Origin of the sequence: Rhodococcus sp. BE178, from assembly GCF_050433545.1 — a bacterium.
GTDB lineage: Bacteria > Actinomycetota > Actinomycetes > Mycobacteriales > Mycobacteriaceae > Prescottella.
In genome coordinates this window covers 116,388-137,243 of sequence record NZ_JBNPXA010000001.1, presented here as the reverse complement: position 1 = coordinate 137,243, position 20,856 = coordinate 116,388, and the positions used below count along the sequence as shown (strand labels likewise).

1 protein-coding gene is annotated in these 20,856 nt (G+C 69.7%); it reads left to right on the top strand.

Annotated features, from left to right (window positions below):
- The first annotated feature begins 104 nt into the window (after positions 1-104).
- On the top strand, positions 105-20,804 hold the full coding sequence (locus J2X34_RS00525; protein WP_429515851.1) for a non-ribosomal peptide synthase/polyketide synthase: 20,700 nt from the start codon (positions 105-107) through the stop codon (positions 20,802-20,804).
- Positions 20,805-20,856 lie beyond the last annotated feature (52 nt).

The following is a 20,856-nucleotide window of genomic DNA, read 5'->3' as shown; positions in this document are numbered from 1 at the left end:
CTGTGTCGGGCTCGGTTGGGCAGTTGTGTACTCGGTGTCCGTTCGCTCGTCGCTCCGGCGGCGTGCGGACGGGGGCGCGTGATGGTGGAAGAGAGGCTCTGGGTTTGAACTCGCTAGGCGTCGGTGGACTAGAGGGTGGCGGCTCGATCGGGAACGGCTCCGACGGTGAGCCCTTTCCGCTGTCTCAGGCACAGCTCGGCATGTGGTTCGCGCAGCATGTCGATCCGTCTGTGCCCGCGAACATCGCCCAGTACGTCGAACTACGCGGCGACTTCGATATCGACCTCCTGCACCGGGCCAGTGCCCGAGCGGCAGGGGAGACCGGATCCGGTTACGTCCGGCTCCTGGAGATCGACGCGCAGCCGTATCAGGTGGTCGACCCGACCCTCGACGATTCCCCCGAGTACGTCGATCTGCGGGCGGAGGCCGATCCGCGCGCCGCGGCGCTGGAGTGGATGCGGTCCGACTACAGCGCACCCGTCGACCTCCTGCGAGATCGGCTCGTCGTCGCGGCGGTCCTGCGGATCGAGGACAACGTCTACTTCTGGTACAACCGCGCCCACCACGTCGTCCTGGACGGGTTCGGCGCCACCACCTTCGTCAATCGGGTCGCCGAGCTCTATACGGCGTTCGCCGAGGGCGCGGAGCCGTCGGCGAACCTGTCGTCCCCGCTGGAGAAGGTGTACGACGCCGACCGCACGTACCGGGCGTCGACGCGTTTCGCCTCGGACCGCGAGTACTGGCTCGAACGGCTGTCGGGTGTCGGGGAGTCGACCAGCCTGGCCGGCCGCTCGGCTCCGCCCGCGCCGCTGAGCAGAATCGACAGCGCTGCGCTGTCGGACGGCGCCGCGGCGCGCATGGAGGCGTTCCTGGGCCGCGAGGACACCACGATCGCGACGGTGGTGATCGCGGCCTTCGCGGCGTACCTCGCGCACATGACCGGACGCGAGGACGTCGTCCTCAGTCTGCCGGTGACGGGCCGTACCAACGCGGTCCTGCGCCGCTCCGGCGGGATGGCGTCCAACGTGGTTCCGCTGCGTCTGACGGTGTCCGCCGACACCACCGTCTCGGAGCTGCTGGCCCGCGTCGCCACCGAGGTTTCCGGAGCCCTGCGGCACCAGCGCTACCGCCACGAGGACATCCGGCGCGACGTCAGCGGTTCCGCCGGACAGGCGTCGTTCTTCGGTCCGTGGGTCAACATCATGATGTTCCACACGGAACTGCGGTTCGGCGACATGGTGGGCGAACTCAACATCCTGTCGACCGGCCTCATCGAGGACCTCGGCGTCAATCTGTACCAGAGCGTCGCCGGCACCAGGACCCACGTGGACTTCGAGTCCAACCCCAATCTGTACGGAGACGAGGAATCGCGCCGCAACCACGAGCGGTTCGTCGAGTTCCTCGACCGCTACGTCGGTTCGGCGTCGGACCGGCCGGTGTGGGGCATTCCGCTCGGCACCGAACTGGAACGCCGAACCGTTCTGGGCGACTGGGTCCGGACCGAACACAGCTTCCGGACACGCGATCTCGCCGAGGCGTTCGACGAGCAGGTCGCCCGAACACCCGGCGCGACGGCCCTCGTGTACGAGGGTCGGTCGCTGACCTACGCCGAACTCGACGCTCGCGTCAACGGACTCGCCCGCATCCTGATCGACATGGGGGTGGGTCCGGAATCGCTTGTGGGCCTGTCTATCCGGCGCTCGCTGGATCTCATCGTCGGTCTGTACGCGATCGTGAAGGCCGGTGGTGCCTGGGTTCCGATCGATCCCGACCACCCGGTGGACCGCACCTCCTACATCCTCGAATCGGCGCGACCGGCGGCGGTGCTGACCACCGCGCGGGACCGCGTGGAACTGCCGCCGGGCACTGTCACGGTCGAGATCGACTCGCTCGATCTCGACACGCTCGACACCCGGCCGGTGACGGACGCGGACCGGCTGGCTCCGTTGCGTCCGGACAACACGGCGTACGTGATCTACACGTCCGGCTCGACGGGACGCCCCAAGGGTGTCGCGGTGTCGCACGGCGCGATCGACAACCAGCTCGAATGGATGCTCCACGAGTATCCGATGGCCGAAACCGACGTCTACCTGCAGAAGACCGCCACCACGTTCGACGTGTCGCTGTGGGGCTTCTTCATGCCGTTGCGTGTCGGCGCGTCGATGGTCGTCGCCACTCCGGACGGTCACCGCGATCCGGTGTACGTCGCGAACAAGATCGCCGAGCACTCGGTCACCGTGACGGACTTCGTGCCGTCGATGCTGACGGTGTTCGTCGCCAACGCCCCTGCCGGAACGTGTGATTCGCTGCGCGACGTGTTCGTCATCGGCGAGGCGCTGCCGCCCGAGACCGCGGCCGAGTTCCGGGAACTGTGCGGCGCCGGGCTGCACAACCTGTACGGCCCCACCGAGGCGGCCGTGTCGGTCACCTACTACGAGTCCGGCCCGCAGGACGTGGTGAGTGTCCCGATCGGTCTGGCCGAATGGAACACCCGGGCCTACGTGCTCGACCACCGGCTGCGACCGGCCCCGATCGGTCAGCCGGGCGAGCTCTACCTCGCCGGTGACCAGCTCGCTCGCGGCTACGTCGGCCGCCCCGACATCACGTCGGACCGCTTCGTCGCCAATCCGTTCGGCGGCGTCGACGGCATCGGCGTCGCAGGCGAGCGCATGTACCGCACCGGTGACCTGGTGCGGTGGCGTGCGGACGGCACGCTGGATTACATCGGTCGCACCGATTTCCAGGTGAAGTTCCGCGGCCAGCGCATCGAGCTCGGCGAGATCGAGACGGTCCTGCTGGCGCACGACGACGTCTCGCAGACCGTGGTCCTCGTGGTGGCGACGGCGACCGGCGACCAGCTGGTCGCCTACGTCGTCCCCGCTCGCGGGTGCTCGATCGTCCCGACGGATCTGGCCGAGTTCGCGGGCCGCTCGCTGCCCGCTTACATGGTGCCGGCGTCGGTGACGGTGCTCGACGCGTTCCCGCTCAACACCAGCGGCAAGCTCGATCGCAAGGCGCTTCCGGAACCGATGTTCCTGAGTAGCAAGGAGTTCCGGTCCCCGCGCACCGACTCCGAGAAGACCGTTGCCGCGGTGTATTCCGAGGTGCTCGGCATCGAGAAGGTCGGTCTCGACGACGACTTCTTCGATCTCGGCGGCAACTCGCTCGTCGCGACCCAGGTCGTGACGCGGGTGGGTGCCGCGCTGGGCGTCCAGCTCGGAGTGCGGGAACTGTTCGAGGCGTCGACGGTCGCGGCGCTCGCCGCTCGCGCCGGCGCGACGGTGTCCCGATCCGCCGGTACACCGGTGCTGGGGGCGGTGACGCGGCCCGAGCAGATCCCGCTGTCCCTCGCGCAGCAGCGGATGTGGTTCCTCAACCGGTTCGACGCCACCACTGCGGTGTACAACCTGCCGTTCGCGGTGCGACTGTCCGGATCGGTCGACCTGCAGGCATTCTCGGCAGCCTTCGCGGACGTGGTCGAGCGGCACGAGTCGCTGCGCACGGTCTACCCGGAGGTCGACGGCGGTGCCCGTCAGGTGATCCTGCCTGCCGGTGAGGTGGTCCGGGCGCTCGAGCCCGTCGTGATCACCGAGGGGGAGCTCGAAGCGACGTTGCTCCGTCTGGCCTCCCGTGGCTTCGACGTGACCACCGAGCCGCCGTTCCGCATCGAGCTGCTGCAGCTGTCGGACACCGAGTTCGTGGTCGCGATGGTGCTCCACCACATCGCCGCGGACGGGTCGTCGTTCGGCCCGCTCGCCGGTGACCTCATGATCGCCTATGCCGCGCGGGCCGAGGGTTCGGCCCCGCAGTGGGCCGCGCTGCCGATCCAGTACGCCGACTACGCGGTGTGGCAGCACGAGATGCTCGGGTCGGAGACCGACACGAACTCGCTTGCGGGTCGGCAGCTCTCGTACTGGACCCGTGCGCTCGCCGGGCTGCCGGACCAGCTTCATCTCCCGGCCGACCGGCCCCGTCCCGCGGTGGCCTCCAATGCGGGCGCCAAACTCCGCTTCGACATCCCCGCCGAGACCCACTCGCGCTTGCTCGACATCGCACGCGAGCACGGCGCGACCCTGTTCATGGTGGTGCACGCCGCGTACGCCGTCCTGCTGTCGCGGCTGAGCGGCACGTCGGACATCGCGGTCGGCACCCCCGTCGCCGGTCGCGGTGACGAGGCTCTGGACGGCCTGATCGGCATGTTCGTCAACACCCTCGTGCTGCGGACCCAGGTCGATCCGGCGCTGTCGTTCGCGGATCTGCTGGTGGCAGTCAAGGAATCCGACCTCGAGGCGTACGGCAACGCGGACGTCCCGTTCGAGTGGCTGGTGCAGGCGCTCGAGCCGACCCGCTCGCCGGCGCGGCACCCGCTGTTCCAGGCGATGCTGTCGGCCGAGGTGACCGGCGTGCGAGACCTCAGCTTCGCGGGTGTGCGAGCCAGTGCTGCCGAGTTGGATGTTCCCATCGCGAAGTTCGATCTGCAGCTGCAGATCTCGCAGAACTACGACGACTCCGGTGCCCCCGCGGCGGTCGCGGGAGTCTTCGAGTACGCGACGGACCTGTTCGACGCGTCGACGATCGCATCCTTCGCCCAGCGCTTCGTCCGTATCCTCGACGCGATCGTGGAGGACGCCTCGGTTCCGGTGGGCGACGTCGAGATCCTCGGCGTCGGCGAGATCGACACGTTGACCGCGGTGCACGGCGGTCCGGTCGGACGCGAGTGCCTCCTGGCGGAGATCCTCACCGGCGCCGTGGCATCGCACCCGGATGCGCCTGCGGTCGGCTGCGAGGGGACCGTGCTGACCTATCGGGAGATCGACGAGCGGTCGAGTCGTCTCGCGCGTCGTCTTGTCGCGGCCGGCGTCGGTCCGGAATCGGTTGTGGCTCTGGGATTCCCGCGATCGTGGGAAATGGTGCTCTGCGTCTGGGCGGTGGCCAAGACCGGAGCGGCCTACGTCCCGGTCGATCCGACCTATCCGGTCGACCGGATCGCACACATGCTGTCCGACTCGGGAGCGCTGCTGGGCATCACGTCCGGCGCCGACCTGGCGGACCTCCCGCGGGAGACGGCGTGGCACGCCCTCGACGTCCTCGAGTCGCAGGCGCAGGACCTCGGCGCCGCGCCGATGCGCGACGCCGAGCGGACGGCACCGCTGCACCTCGACCACGTCGCGTACGTGATCTACACGTCCGGATCGACCGGACGCCCCAAGGGCGTCGCGGTCACCCATCGGGGCCTGTCGGGTCTCGTGGACCGCACTCGCGAGTTGTACCGCGTCGGCCCCGCCGACCGGGTGCTCCACATCTGTTCGCCGAGCTTCGACCCGTCGGTGCTCGAGTGGACCCTCGCGGCGTCCGCGGGCGCCGAGATCGTGGTCGTGCCGCCGACGATCATCGGTGGCACGGAACTGCACTCGCTGCTCTCCGAAGCTCGGGTGACGCACGCGATCATCACGCCCGCGGTGCTCGGTTCCGTGAATCCGCGCGATCTCGACGACCTGCGGGTGGTCTCGGTCGGCGGCGACGCCTCCACGACCCAGTTGGTGGACCGCTGGGCCCCCGGACGCCAGTTCTTCAACGCGTACGGCCCCACCGAGACCACCATCGTGTCGACCCGTGCCGAGCTGTTCCCGGGCCGGCCGATCACCATCGGTGGACCCGTCCCCGGTGTCGGCGCACTGATCCTCGACGCGCGACTGCGACCCGTCCCGGTGGGTGTGGCAGGTGAGCTGTATCTGACGGGTGGTGCTCTCGCCCGTGGCTACCACGACCGGCCGGGGCTGTCCGCGGATCGGTTCGTCGCGAGCCCGTTCGGTGGCGCCGGTGAACGCATGTACCGCACCGGCGACGTCGTCCGCTGGACGGCGCGCGCGAGCGAAGCGACGGGGGATGCGTCGCAGTACGCCATCGAGTACGTCGGCCGCTCGGACTTCCAGGTGAAGGTGCGCGGTTTCCGGATCGAACTCGGCGAGATCGACGCTGCCCTCACCAGTCACCCCGACGTCTCGTTCGCTGCGACGATCGGCCACCGCCTGCCGTCGGACCAGGTCGCGCTCGTCTCGTACATCTCGGCAACCGACGGTGTCGATGTCGACTCGGTGTCGGATCACGTTGCGGCGCTGCTGCCGTCGTACATGGCGCCCGCATCGATCATCGTGCTCGACGAGGTGCCCCTGACGCCGGTCGGCAAACTGGACCGCGCCGCGTTGCCCGCCCCGGTGTTCGAGGCGCGAGAGTTCCGGGCACCGACGACGCCGATCGAGGAGATCGTCGCCGACGTGTTCGCCGACGTCCTCGGTGTGGACCGGGTCGGACTCGACGACGATTTCTTCGCGCTCGGCGGTAACTCGCTGATCGCGACCCAGGTGATGTCGCGGTTGGGTGCGCTGCTGGACACGCGGGTTCCCGTCCGCGTCCTGTTCGAGGTCTCCACGGTGGCCGCGCTGGCCGCCCGGGTCGAGCAGCATGCTGGTGCCGGTGCCCGCAAGGCCCTCGTCGCCGCCCCCCGCCCGGACCGCGTGCCGCTCTCGCTCGCGCAGCAGCGCATGTGGTTCCTCAACCGGCTCGACCCCGAATCACCCACGTACAACCTGGCTTTCGGACTCCGCTTGACCGGCGCCCTCGACGTCAGCGGCCTCCAGGTTGCGGTCGTGGACGTCCTGGACCGACACGAATCGTTGCGCACGATCTTCCCGGACTCGCCGGAAGGACCCCACCAGGTGGTGGTCGACGCGGTTCGTACCGTGCCGAACCTGACCCCCGAGGACGTGTCCCGGGAGGGGCTGCAGCGCGCGGCGCTGGCGCTGGCCGCCCGCGGCTTCGACGTGACGACCGAGTCCCCGGTTCGGGCCGGCCTCTTCCGCATCGACCCGACCGAGCACGTGCTCGTGATCGTGGCGCACCACATCAGTGCGGACGGCTGGTCGATGGGTCCCATGGCCCGCGACATCATGGCGGCGTACGCGGCCCGGACCCAGTGGGATCAGCCCACCTGGCCCCAGCTGCCCGTGCAGTACGCGGACTACGCGCTGTGGCAGCGGGAAATCCTCGGCTCCGAGGACGACCCGCGTTCGGTGATCTCGACTCAGGCCAAGTACTGGATCGGGCAGCTCGACGGGCTGGCCGATCAGCTCGACCTGCCTGCCGACCGTCCGCGACCTGCCCAGCAGTCGTTCCGCGGCGCACGGGTCCAGTTCGATGTGTCCCCGGAGATCCACCGCGCGCTCGTCGACCTGGCACACGCCCACAACGCATCCCTGTTCATGGTCGTGCACGCCGCGCTGTCGGTGCTGCTGTCGCGGCTCGCCGGAACGTCGGACGTCGCGATGGGGACACCGGTCGCCGGCCGCGGCGAGCAGGCGCTCGACGATCTCGTCGGCATGTTCGTCAACACCCTGGTGCTGCGGACCGAGATCGATCCGGGTGCACGATTCGTCGACGTCCTGGGCCACGCACGCGACGTCGCACTCGGCGCCTTCGCGCACTCGGACATCCCGTTCGAGCGGCTCGTGGACGTACTCAACCCGGCACGGTCGACCGCCCGGCATCCGCTGGTCCAGGTGATGCTGTCGTTCGAGAATCTGGGTGCGACACACCTCGACCTGCACGGGCTGACGATCGACAAGCTGGACCTCGACGCCGAGGTTGCGAAGTTCGACCTGCAATTCACCTTCCGGGAATCCATCGGGAACGACGGTGTCGCCGAGGGCATGGCCGGTGAATTCACCTATGCGACAGACCTGTTCGACGAGTCGACGGTGCGGACGTTCACCACTCGTTTCGTCCGGGTGCTGCAGGAGATCGTCGCGGAGCCCGAAGCGGTCGTCGGTGACATCGATCTGCTCAGCCCTACCGAGATCGCGCAGCTGACACTCCCCGCCGGCCCCGCGGCACCCGAGCAGCTCCCGTTGGCGGACCTGATGGCCGCGGCCGCGGCGGCGGATCCGTCGGCGATCGCCCTCGTCTCGGGCGCAGAGGAGATCAGCTACCGCGAGCTCGACGAGCGGTCGTCCCGCCTGGCCCGCCTGCTGGTCTCGCGGGGCGCCGGACCCGAGGATGTCATCGCCGTCGCGCTGACCCGGTCCATCGAGTCGGTGACCGCGGTGTGGGCCGTGGCGAAGTCCGGTGCGGCATTCGTCCCGGTCGACCCGACCTATCCCGGTGATCGCGTCGCGCACATGGTTTCGGACTCCGGTGCGCTCCTGGGCGTCACCGTGGCCGAGCACGCGGCGGGCCTGCCGGAAGGCATCCCGTGGTTGGTGCTCGACGACGCGGCGGTATCCGCGGCCGTCGACCGCCAATCGGCCGCCGCACTGTCGGACTCGGATCGGGTGCGCCGGCTCGAGACGCGCCACCCCGCGTATCTGATCTACACGTCGGGATCCACGGGCGTCCCGAAGGGCGTCGTCGTCACGCACACCGGCCTCGCCGCCTTCGCCGAGGAGCAGGTGGCCCGGTACGGGCTGGCGCAGGACTCCCGGACGCTGCACTTCGCGTCGCCCAGTTTCGACGCGTCCATTCTCGAACTGCTCATGGCCGTCGGTGCGGCCGCGACGATGGTGATCGCGCCGACGTCGGTCTACGGTGGCCTCGAACTGACGGAACTGCTGGCGGCACAGAAGGTCACGCACGCATTCGTCACGCCCGCCGCGCTGGCGTCGGCCGATCCGGCGGGCCTGGCCGCACTGCGCGTCGTCGTGGTCGGCGGCGAGGCGTGCTCGACCGACCTGGTCGCGCGCTGGGCCACCGGTGGGCGCCGGATGTTCAACGCGTACGGCCCCACCGAGGCCACCGTCGCGTCCAACATCTCGGACGCGCTGGTGCCGGGTACGCCGGTCACGATCGGACGCGCGATCCGCGGCGCGAACACCTATGTCCTGGACACGCGGCTGCGTCCGGTCCCGGCCGGTGTCGTGGGCGACCTGTATCTCGAGGGTCCCGGTCTGGCCCGTGGCTACCACGAGCGGGCGGGACTGACCGCCGAGCGATTCGTCGCGAATCCGTTCGGGGCGCCCGGATCTCGCCTGTACCGCACCGGTGACGTCGTGCGGACGGGTGCGGACCGGGTGATCGAGTACGTCGGCCGCGCCGACGACCAGGTCAAGCTGCGCGGCTTCCGCATCGAACTCGGTGAGATCGAGGCCGTCCTGTTGGGGCTGGACGCGGTCGCCCAGGCCGTGGTGGTCGTCAGACATGACCAGCTGGTCGCGTATCTCGTTGCGGCGTCGGGCGTATCGATCGATGCCGCCGAGGTCAAGGAGGCCGTCGGGCGCGCGTTGCCGTCGTACATGGTTCCGGCCGCGGTCGTCGTGCTCGACGAACTGCCGATGAGCGCGAGCGGCAAGCTCAACCGTCAGGCGCTGCCGGAGCCCGAGTTCGAGGCCCGCGAGTTCCGCGCCCCCACGACGCCGATCGAGGAGATCGTCGCCGACGTCTTCGCCGAGCTGCTCGGTGTCGGACGGGTGGGACGCGACGACGACTTCTTCGAGCTGGGCGGAAACTCGCTGATCGCCACCCGGGCGGTGGCGCGTCTCGGCGAGGCCCTGGACGCGAAGGTGCCGGTGCGGGTGCTGTTCGAGGCGTCGAGCGTGGTTGCCCTGGCAGCGCGGATCGAGCAGCTCTCCGGCACGGGCGGACGCAAGGCCCTCACGGCCGGCCCTCGGCCGGAACGGATTCCGCTCTCGCCCGCGCAGCAGCGGATGTGGTTCCTCAACCGATTCGACGGTGCATCGGCCGCGAACAACATTCCGGTCGCGGTCCGGCTGTCCGGGCTGCTCGACCGTCGGGCCATGCAGGCCGCGATCACCGACGTGGTCTCCCGGCACGAAGTGCTGCGCACGGTCTACCCCGAGGTGGACGGCACCGGGCGTCAGGTGATTCTGCCGATCGAGCGCGTCGACATCGCGGTCGAACCCATCACGGTCTCGCCGGAACAGCTGGCGGCCGAGCTGCCGGCGCTGGCGGCCACCGCGTTCGACGTCACCCGTGAGGTGCCGCTCGTGGCGCGGTTGTACGAGGTGCGGCCCACCGAGCACGTCCTCGTCCTGGTGGTCCACCACATCGCGGCGGACGGCTTCTCGATGGGACCGCTGACGCGCGACATCATGACGGCGTACGCGGCCCGCAGCGGGGGATTCGCACCCGGATGGCCGCGACTGGCGGTCCAGTACGCGGACTACAGCCTGTGGCAGCAGGACGTCCTGGGATCGGAGGACGATCCGGAATCGGTCGCGGCCCAGCAGATCGGCTACTGGACGTCCGTGCTGGCGGATCTGCCCGACCAGCTGGAGCTGCCCACCGACCGGCCGCGGCCCGCGGTTGCGTCGAATCGGGGTGCGGCACATCGGTTCCAGATCACTCCGGAGCTGCATCAGGCGCTGACGGAACTCGCGCACCGGCAGAACGCGACGCTGTTCATGGTCGTGCACGCGGCGCTGTCGGTGCTGTTGGCGCGGCTGGCCGCCACCTCGGACGTCGCGGTCGGCACGCCGGTCGCGGGTCGTGGCGAAGCGGCGCTCGACGACGTCGTCGGAATGTTCGTCAACACGCTCGTGCTGCGATCGGATGTCCAGGGCGCGGAGTCCTTCGCGGACCTGCTGGGGCGCACCCGCGAGGGCGACCTCGGGGCCTTCGCGCACGCGGACGTTCCGTTCGAGCGGTTGGTCGATGTGCTCTCGCCGGTTCGATCCCAGTCGCGCAACCCGCTCTTCCAGGTGATGCTGGCCTTCCAGAACCTGGGGCAGACCACCCTCGAACTGCAGGGGCTGTCGGTATCGGCGGTCGAGTTCGACGAGGTCTTCTCGAAGTTCGACATGCAGGTCACGCTGTCCGAGTCGATCGAACACGACGGTTCCGCTGCCGGCATGGCGGTCGAGATCACGTACGCGACGGATCTGTTCGACGCCTCGTCGATGCGCGCGTTCGGGGAGCGGTTCGAGCGGCTCCTGGAGTCCGTGAGTGCGGACGAGTCGATCCTCGTCGGTGACCTCGAGATCCTCGACGACGCCGAGCGAACCCTGATCGTCGAGGACTGGAACGACACGGACCGGGCGGTCGACGGTTCGACGCTCGTCGGATTGTTCGATGCGCAGGCGGCGGCGACGCCGGATGCTCCGGCTGTCCTGTCCGCGGGCGAGTCGCTGTCCTACGGCGAGTTCGCGGTCCGGGTGAATCGTCTGGCACGGCTGCTGGTGTCGGAGGGCGTGGGCCCCGAGTCGCTGGTTGCGGTGGCGATGGGTCGTTCGGTGGAGCAGTTGGTGGCCGTGTACGCGGTGTCGGCTGCCGGCGGCGGGTACGTGCCGGTGGATCCGGATCAGCCGGTCGAGCGGAATCGGTATGTGCTGGAGACGGCGAATCCCGTTCTGGTGCTGACCACGTCGGGTGACGCCCGCGATCTGCCCCCGGTCGACCGCGTGCTGGATCTCGACACCGTGGATGTGTCCGGGTTCTCGGGCGCGCCCGTCACCGACGCGGACCGGATCGCTCCGCTGCGTTCGGAGAACGTGGCGTACGTGATCTTCACGTCGGGTTCGACGGGTCGGCCGAAGGGCGTGGCGGTCTCGCACGGTTCGGTCGTCAACCAGCTCTGCTGGATGCAGGGTGCCTACGGTCTCGGCGGGTCCGATCGGGTGCTGCTGAAGACGGTGTTCACCTTCGACGCATCGGTGTGGGAGTTGTTCTGGCCGTTGCAGGTCGGTGCGTCCGTCGTGGTTGCGGGTCGCGACGACCACCGCGATCCGGAGGCCCTCGCACGGGTACTGGTCGACGAGTCGGTGACGGTGGCGCAGTTCGTGCCGTCGGTGCTCGGCGCGGTGCTCGATCATCTCGGCGACGCGGCCACGTTGTCGCGGGTGTTCTGTGGTGGCGAGGCCCTGACGCCGGTGTTGGTGGCGCGGCTGTCGCAGGTCAGCGGTGCGTCGGTGCACAACCTGTACGGGCCCACCGAGGTCGCGGTGCAGGCGACCAGCCACGACGTGGCTGGGGACGAGGTGTCGGTGCCGATCGGTGCACCGGTGTGGAACACGCGGGCATTCGTGCTCGACGGACGCTTCCGGCCGGTGCCGGTCGGTGTCGCGGGCGAGTTGTATCTGTCGGGCGCACAGGTGGCGCGCGGCTACTTCGGTCGGGCCGACCTGTCGGCGGAGCGGTTCGTGGCGAACCCGTTCGTCGACACCGGTGCGCGGATGTATCGCACCGGCGACCTGGTGCGCTGGACTGCCGACGGCGAGCTCGAATACCTGGGCCGCAGCGACTTCCAGGTCAAGCTGCGTGGCCTGCGGATCGAGCTCGGCGAGATCGAGAGCGTGCTGCTCGATCGGCCCGAGATCGCGCAGGCCGCGGTGCTGGTGAAATCGGATCAGCTCGTCGCGTACGTGGTCCCGTCGGCCGGGGCCGCCATCGACGCCGTGAACATCAAGGCCGCGTTGTCGACGTCGCTGGCGTCGTACATGGTGCCCGCGGTGTTCGTGACGTTGGATGCGTTGCCGCTGGGCGCGTCCGGCAAGCTCGATCGCCGGGCCCTGCCGGAGCCGGTGGTGGCGGCGGCGGAGTTCCGGGCGCCGGCCACGCCGGTGGAGGAGATCGTCGCGGGTGTGTTCGCCGACGTGCTCGGCGCCGACCGCGTCGGTCGCGACGACGACTTCTTCGCGCTCGGCGGCAACTCGCTGATCGCGACGCAGGTGGTGTCGCGGCTGGGTGCGGCGCTGGACACCCAGGTGCCGGTCCGCGTGCTGTTCGAGGTGTCCACGGTCGAGGAACTGTCGGCACGGTTGGCCGATCTGGCCGGCGTCGGTGGCCGGAAGGCTCTGACGGCCGGCCCACGGCCCGATCGGATTCCGCTGTCGCTGGCACAGCAGCGGATGTGGTTCCTCAATCGGTTCGAACCGGAGTCGGCCGTCAACAACGTCCCCGTGGCGATCCGACTGACCGGCACACTCGACGTGTCGGCGTTGCGGGCCGCGTTCGGTGACGTTCTTGCCCGACACGAGTCGCTGCGCACGGTGTTCCCGGACAACGGCGGAGTGGGCTACCAGTCGATCGTTCCCGTGGACCGGGCAGTCGTGGACCTCGATGTCGAGCGGGTCGACGCGGAGAGCCTGGTCCCGGGTATTGCCGCGCTGGCGGGCGCCGGTTTCGATCTGTCGACCGAACTTCCCGTGCGCGCCCGGCTGTTCGAACTGTCGCCCTCCGAACACGTGCTGGTGCTCGTCGCGCACCACATCGCGTCGGACGGGTTCTCGATGGTCCCGTTGGCGCGCGATGTGATGACCGCGTATGCGGCCCGTTCGGCCGGCGTCGCCCCGGGATGGGCTCCGCTCGCGGTGCAGTACGCGGACTACGCCCTGTGGCAGCGTGAGGTGCTCGGCTCGGAGGACGATCCGCAGTCCGTGATCTCCAGCCAGGTCGACTACTGGACGTCCGTGCTGTCCGGGCTTCCGGCGCAGCTGGATCTGCCGGCGGATCGTCCGCGACCCGCGGTGGCAACCAATCATGGTGCGTCGTACCGCTTCTCGGTCGGCGCAGACCTGAACGGTGCGATCGAGTCCGTCGCCCGCGCACACGGTGCCACCCCGTTCATGGTCGTGCACGCGGCACTGTCGGTGCTGCTGGCACGGCTCAGCGGCACCTCCGACATCGCGATCGGCACCCCGGTCGCCGGTCGTGGCGAGCAGGCACTCGACGACGTGATCGGCATGTTCGTCAACAGCCTCGTGCTGCGCACCGAGGTCGACGGCGGGCAGTCGTTCGCCGAACTCCTCGCGGCAGTTCGGGCGGCGGACCTCGACGCGTTCGGGAACGCCGACGTGCCGTTCGAGCGGTTGGTGGAGATCCTCGACCCGGAGCGGTCGCAGGCCCGGCACCCGCTGTTCCAGGTGATGCTGGCGTTCCAGAACCTGGACCGCGCGTCTCTCGAACTCCCGGGGCTGAGCGTTGCCGGCGTCGACTTCGACGTCGCGGTCGCCAAGTTCGACCTGCAGGTGACGGTCGAGCCCGCCGAGAACGGTCTCGCCGTCGAACTCACGTACGCGACCGACCTGTTCGACGAGCCGTCGATGCGCACGTTCGGTGAGCGCTTCCTCCGGATCCTGGAATCGGTGACCACTGATGCGTCCACGCGCGTCGGTGACGTGGATCTGCTGGACGACTCGGAACGCGCACTGGTACTGGAGAACTGGAACGACACCGGCCACGGTGTCGAGGGATCCACGCTGGTCGAGCTGTTCGAGGAGCAGGCCGCACGGACCCCCGATGCGACGGCCCTGGTGTTCGAGGGGCAGTCGCTGAGCTACGGCGAGTTCGCGGCTCGGGTGAATCGGGTGGCGCGGGCGCTGATCGCGCAGGGGGTGGGCCCGGACACGTTCGTCGGCCTCGGGATGCGGCGTTCGCCGGATCTGCTGGTAGGCATGTACGCCGTGCTGAGCGCCGGTGGCGGGTACGTCCCGGTGGATCCGGATCAGCCGGCCGAGCGCAACGGGTACATCCTCGACACCGCGAATCCTGTTCTGGTCCTGACCACCTCGCGCGATGCAGCGGACCTGCCGACGTCGGCGCGGGCGGTCGACCTCGACACCCTGGACGTGTCCGGCCTCTCGGATGCGCCCGTGCGCGACGGCGAGCGCGTGCGTCCGTTGCGGGCCGAGAACGCCGCGTACGTGATCTTCACGTCCGGTTCGACGGGGCGTCCGAAGGGCGTCGCCGTCGGGCACGGCGCGATCGTCAACCAGGTGCGGTGGCTGGTCTCGGAGTACGGACTGTCGGCCGACGATGTGGTGTTGCAGAAGACCCCGTTCACGTTCGACGTGTCGCTGTGGGAGCTGTTCGGCACCCTGGCGGTCGGCGCTCGCCTGGTGATCGCCGCCCCCGACGGGCATCGGGACCCGGGCTACCTGAAGCAGGTGATCGAGGAGCAGGCGGTCACGGCGACCTCCTTCGTGCCGTCGATGCTGTCGGCGTTCACCGCGGAACTGGCGTCGGGGGAGTGCGGTTCGCTGCGCACCGTGCTGGTCGCGGGCGAGGCGTTCCCGACCGCGGCGGCGGCCGCATTCGCTCGAGTCAACGGCGCCGAACTGCACAACCTGTACGGGCCCACCGAGTTCGCGGTGCACGCGACGGCGCGTCCGGTGGCCGGTGTCGTCGGCGCGAGCGTCCCGATGGGCGGTCCGGTCTGGAACAGCCGCGCGTTCGTCCTCGACGGTCGACTGAACCCGGTGCCGGCGGGTGTCGCGGGTGAGCTGTATCTGGCGGGTGCACAGTTGGCGCGCGGCTACTTCGGGCGCAGCGATCTGACAGCGGACCGGTTCGTGGCGAACCCGTTCTCCGACCACGGCGAACGGATGTACCGCACGGGCGACCTCGTGAAGTGGACCGCCGGAGGCGAGCTGGAGTACCTGGGCCGCACCGACTTCCAGGTGAAGCTGCGTGGTCTTCGAATCGAGCTGGGCGAGATCGAGACCGCACTCCTCGCGCAGGAGTCGATCGCACAGTCGGTGGTCCTGGTGAAGTCGGACCAACTGGTGGCCTACGTCGTTCCGGCGCCGGGTGCAACCGTCGACTCCGGCACCGTCAAGGTTGCGCTCGCGACATCGCTGGCGTCGTACATGGTGCCGTCGACGTTCGTGTTCCTCGACGAGTTGCCGTTGGGAGCCTCCGGAAAGCTGGATCGGAAGGCGTTGCCGGAACCGGTGTTCGAGGCCCGCGAGTTCCGCGCACCGACCACTCCGATCCAGGAGATCGTCGCCGGAGTCTTCGCCGAGGTCCTGGACCTCGGGCGTGCCGGTCTGGACGACGACTTCTTCGCCCTCGGCGGCAACTCGCTGCTCGCGACGCAGGTGGTGTCGCGTCTGGGCGCCGCGCTCGACTCGCGCGTTCCCGTGCGGGAGCTGTTCGAGGCGTCCACGGTCGAGGCGCTCGCGGCGCGGCTGTCGGAACAGTCGGGCGACGACCGCCGGGCACTGGTGGCCCGTCCCCGGCCGGACCGGATTCCGCTGTCGCTCGCGCAGCAGCGGATGTGGTTCCTCAACCGCTTCGACACCGAGTCGACCGCCTACAACATCCCGATGGCCCTGCGGTTGTCCGGCGACCTCGACGTGGTCGCCCTCGAGCGGGCCGTCGCCGACGTCACGGCGCGGCACGAGTCGCTGCGCACGGTCTTCCCGTCCACTGACGACGGCCCGCAGCAGGTGATCCTGTCGGCCGACCGCGTCGTGCTCGAGATGACGCCGATCGACGTCGATCCGGCCGAGGTGGCCGATCGGCTGCGGGCACTCGCCGGGACGCGCTTCGACGTCACGGCGGACGTCCCCATCCGGGTGGAGTTGTACCGCGTGGGCGCCGGCGAGTTCGTGCTCGGCATGGTGGTCCACCACATCAGCGCGGACGGTGTGTCCCTCGCCCCGCTGACCCGCGACATCATGACGGCGTACGGGTCGCGCGTCGCCGGTCGGGCTCCCGGGTGGGCGCCGCTGACGGTGCAGTACGCCGACTACGCGCTGTGGCAGCGCGACGTCCTCGGCGACGAGGACGATCCGGAATCGGTGTCGGCGCAGCAGCTCGCCTACTGGAGCGAGGCGCTCGCGGACCTGCCCGATCAACTGAACCTGCCCACCGACCACCCGCGGCCGGCGGTCCAGACGTTCCGCGGCGGGCTGGTCGAGTTCGAGGTCGACGCACAGACCCACCGCGGGCTGCGCGACCTCGCCCGCGAGCAGAACGCGACGCTGTTCATGGCGGTGCACTCCGCCTTCGCGGTGTTGCTGTCGCGGCTGTCCGGCAGCGATGACATCGCCGTCGGCACCCCGATCGCCGGCCGCGGCGAGGCAGCGCTCGACGACCTCGTCGGCATGTTCGTCAACACGCTGGTGTTCCGCACGCACGTCGACCGGACAGGATCCTTCACCGACACGCTCGGCCGGGTTCGCGAGACGGACCTGCAGGCGTTCGCGAATGCGGACGTGCCGTTCGAGCGACTGGTCGAGGTGCTCAACCCGACCCGGTCCACCGCGCGTCATCCGCTGTTCCAGGTGGGCTTCTCGTTCCAGAACCACGAGCGCGGCAACCTCGAGCTGCCCGGACTCACGGTCGAGGCAGCCGAGGTGGAATCCGGTGTGGCGCAGTTCGACCTGCACCTGATCATCGAGGATCGGTACGACGGCGGCGGCGACCCGGTCGGCATGCGGGCGTCCATGACGTACGCGGCCGACCTGTTCGACGAGCCGACCGTCCGCTCGTTCGCGGATCGGTTCGGCCGGTTGCTCACCGCGCTGGTCGTCAAGCCCGAGATGCCGGTCGGCGACGTGGACCTGCTCGACGTCGGCGAGCGGGCACACCTGCTGGCCGGGCGGAATGCCACCGCACACCGGACCGAGCCGGCCACGCTGGTGGACCTCTTCGACGCGCAGGTCGCCGCGACGCCCGACGCGGTCGCGCTGGTGTCCGGTGACGAGCGCCTCACGTATGCCGAGTTCGACGCCCGCGTGAACCGCCTGGCCCGACACCTGATCGGCCGCGGTGTCGGTCCGGAATCGTTGGTGGGTCTGGCGATTCGACGGTCCGTGGACCTGCTGGTCGGCATGTACGCGATCGCCAAGACCGGTGGCGCGTACGTGCCGGTCGACCCCGATCAGCCGGCCGAACGCATCGGGTACGTCCTGGACGCCGCGGCGCCGGTGTGCGTCCTGAGCACATCGCGGGACGGCTTCGCCGACACAGATTCGTGGCCCGTGCTCGAGATCGACACGCTCGACCTCGCGGCGTACCCCGGTGCGCCGGTGGCCGACACCGAACGGCTCGCCCCCCTGCGACCCGAGAGCACCGCGTACGTGATCTTCACGTCCGGATCGACGGGCCGCCCCAAGGGCGTGGCCGTGGCGCACACCGCGATCGTCAACCAGTTGCGGTGGATGCGGCACGAATACGCCCTCGACGGCACGGACGCAGCGCTCCTCAAGACCGCGGCCACCTTCGACCTGTCGGTGTGGGAGTTCTGGTCGATGGCGACGTGCGGTGGCCGCCTGGTGATCGCGGCGCCCGACGGGCACCGGGATCCGGGCTACCTGCTGGACGTGCTGCGCGGCGAGCAGATCACCACGCTGCACGTCGTCCCGTCGATGCTGTCGATGCTGCTGACGACCGCCGACGGCGGGCTGCCGGACTCGCTGCGCCGGATCTTCGCTATCGGTGAGGCGCTGCCGGCGGCCACCGCGCAGGCGTTCCGGAGCCGCAACACCGCGACCCTGCACAACCTGTACGGACCCACCGAGGCCGCGGTGTCGGTGACCCATCACGAGGTGACCGCCGCCGACACCGGCACGGTGCCGATCGGTGTGCCCGAGTGGAACACCCAGGTGTACGTGCTGGATTCGCGTCTGGGCCCGGTGCCCGCCGGGGTCACCGGCGAGCTGTACCTGGCCGGCGACCAGTTGGCCCGCGGCTACCACGGCCGCCCCGACCTCACGGCCGACCGGTTCGTGGCGAACCCGTGGGGCAGCGGCGAGCGCATGTACCGCACCGGTGACATCGTCCGGTGGAATGCGCAGGGCGAACTCGAGTACGTGGAACGCGCCGACTTCCAGGTGAAGGTTCGCGGCTTCCGGATCGAGCTCGGCGAGATCGAAGCCGCGCTGCGGGAGATGCCGGCGGTGCGTGAGGCTGCGGTCACCGCTCACACCGACAATCACACGGGCACGCGACTCGTGGCGTATCTGGTGGCTGTGACCGATCTGGACGTCGACGAGGTGCGCGACGAACTGTCGCGGACACTGCCGTCGTACATGGTGCCGTCGGCGTTCGTGGTGCTGGAGGCGTTGCCGCTCAATGTGAACGGCAAGCTCGACCGCAAGGCACTGCCGGCGCCGGTGTTCGAGGCCCGCGACTTCCGGGCGCCGACGATGCCGCTCGAGGAGATCGTGGCCGGTGTGTTCGCGGACGTGCTCGGTGTGGAACGGGCCGGCCTGGACGACGACTTCTTCGAACTGGGTGGCAACTCGCTGGTCGCGACGCAGCTGGTGTCCCGACTCGGCGTCGCGCTCGACACCCAGGTGCCGGTGCGCCTGGTGTTCGAGGACTCCACTGTCGCCGGCGTGGTGGCGGGGGTGACGCCGCTCGTGGGTCGGGGCGCCCGGGCCGCACTGACCGCCGGGCCGCGCCCGGAGCGGATTCCGTTGTCGCTTGCGCAGCAGCGGATGTGGACTCTGAACCAGGTCGATCCGAGTTCGTCCGCCTACAACATCCCGGTCGCGGTGCGGCTGTCCGGTGCACTGGACATCGCTGTCCTGCGGGCTGCGGTGGCCGACGTGATCGCGCGGCACGAGGTGCTGCACACGATGTACCCGGACACCCCGGAAGGTCCCACGCAGGTACTGGTGCCGGCCTCCGACGTGGCACCGGACCTCGCCCCGGTGGCGGCCACCGAGGCCGAGATCGTCGACCGCCTCGTCGGGTTCGTCGGACGCGGATTCGACGTCACTGCCGAGGTTCCCGTCCGCGCGGCGCTGTTCACGCTGGGCGAGACCGAGCACGTGCTCGCGTTCGTCGCCCACCACATCAGCGCAGACGGCTTCTCGATGGGTCCGCTGATCCGGGACGTGATGTTCGCGTACGTCGCGCGGGTGGACGGTGGTGTGCCGCAGTGGCAGCCGCTGGACGTGCAGTACGCGGACTTCAGTCTGTGGCAGCGCGCGGTTGTCGGTTCCGGGGCCGACCCGGACAGCGTGGTGTCGCGTCAGATCGCGTACTGGACGGACGAGTTGCGCGGCGCTCCGGAGCTGTCGGCGCTGCCGACGGACCGGCCACGTCCGGCCCGTCCGTCGATGGCCGGTGCCACCGTCGAGTTCGACATCGACGCGGATCTCGTGGCGCGCGTGGAGAACACGGCCCGCGAGCAGGGTGCGACGACGTTCATGGTGTTCCATGCGGCGCTGGCGGTGCTGCTGTCCCGGCTCGGCGGCTCGAACGACGTCACGGTCGGTACGCCGGTCGCCGGTCGCGGCGAGGCCGCTCTCGACGACCTGATCGGCATGTTCGTCAACACCCTGGCGCTGCGCACGCGGGTCGAGCCGGGTGCGCCGTTCACGGACCTGCTGGCGCAGGCCCGCGAGAAGGACCTTGCGGCGTTCGGCAACGCCGACGTCCCGTTCGAACAGGTGGTGGACGCCGCCGGGGTGCGCCGCTCGAGCGCGTACACACCGCTGTTCCAGGTGATGCTCACGTTCCAGAACATGGAGACGGGAACCTTCGCCCTGCCGGGCCTCGAGGTGTCGGCGCTGGATCTCGGCGGCGATCAGGCCAAGTTCGACCTCCAGCTCACTGTGGTCGAGCAGTACCACACCGACGGTGGTCTCGCCGGTGTCCGTGCGCTGTTCACCTACGCCACGGAGCTGTTCGACCGGGACACCGTCGCGGTGTTCGCGGATCGGTTCGTGCGGATCCTCGATGCCGTCACCGGTGATCCGGCGATCGTGTTGCGGGCGATCGACGTGACGACCGATGCCGAGCGGGACGCGCTCGAGCCGAAGAAGGCGAAGACGGTCGAGGACCTGCCGGAGTTGGTGGCCGGAGCCGCCGAGGTGTCACCGGACACGGTCGCCATCTCGCACGCCGGCACCGACGTCACGTTCGGCCAGTTGCACGCCAAGCTGGACGCGACGGCCACCGCGATGGGCGGGGCGTTGAAGCCCGAGGCCCTGACGACAGTCGCGCTGTCGGGTCTGCTGCCGGGGATCCTGCCCGCCCTGGGCGCCGACGGATACCAGTCGGCCATCGCGGGCATGATCGCCGACGCATCGGCGATCATCGAGGGCGGACACGAGTGATCGCAGTCGGATGATCTCGGGGGGAGCCGGCAGTTCGGCTCCCCCCCGAATC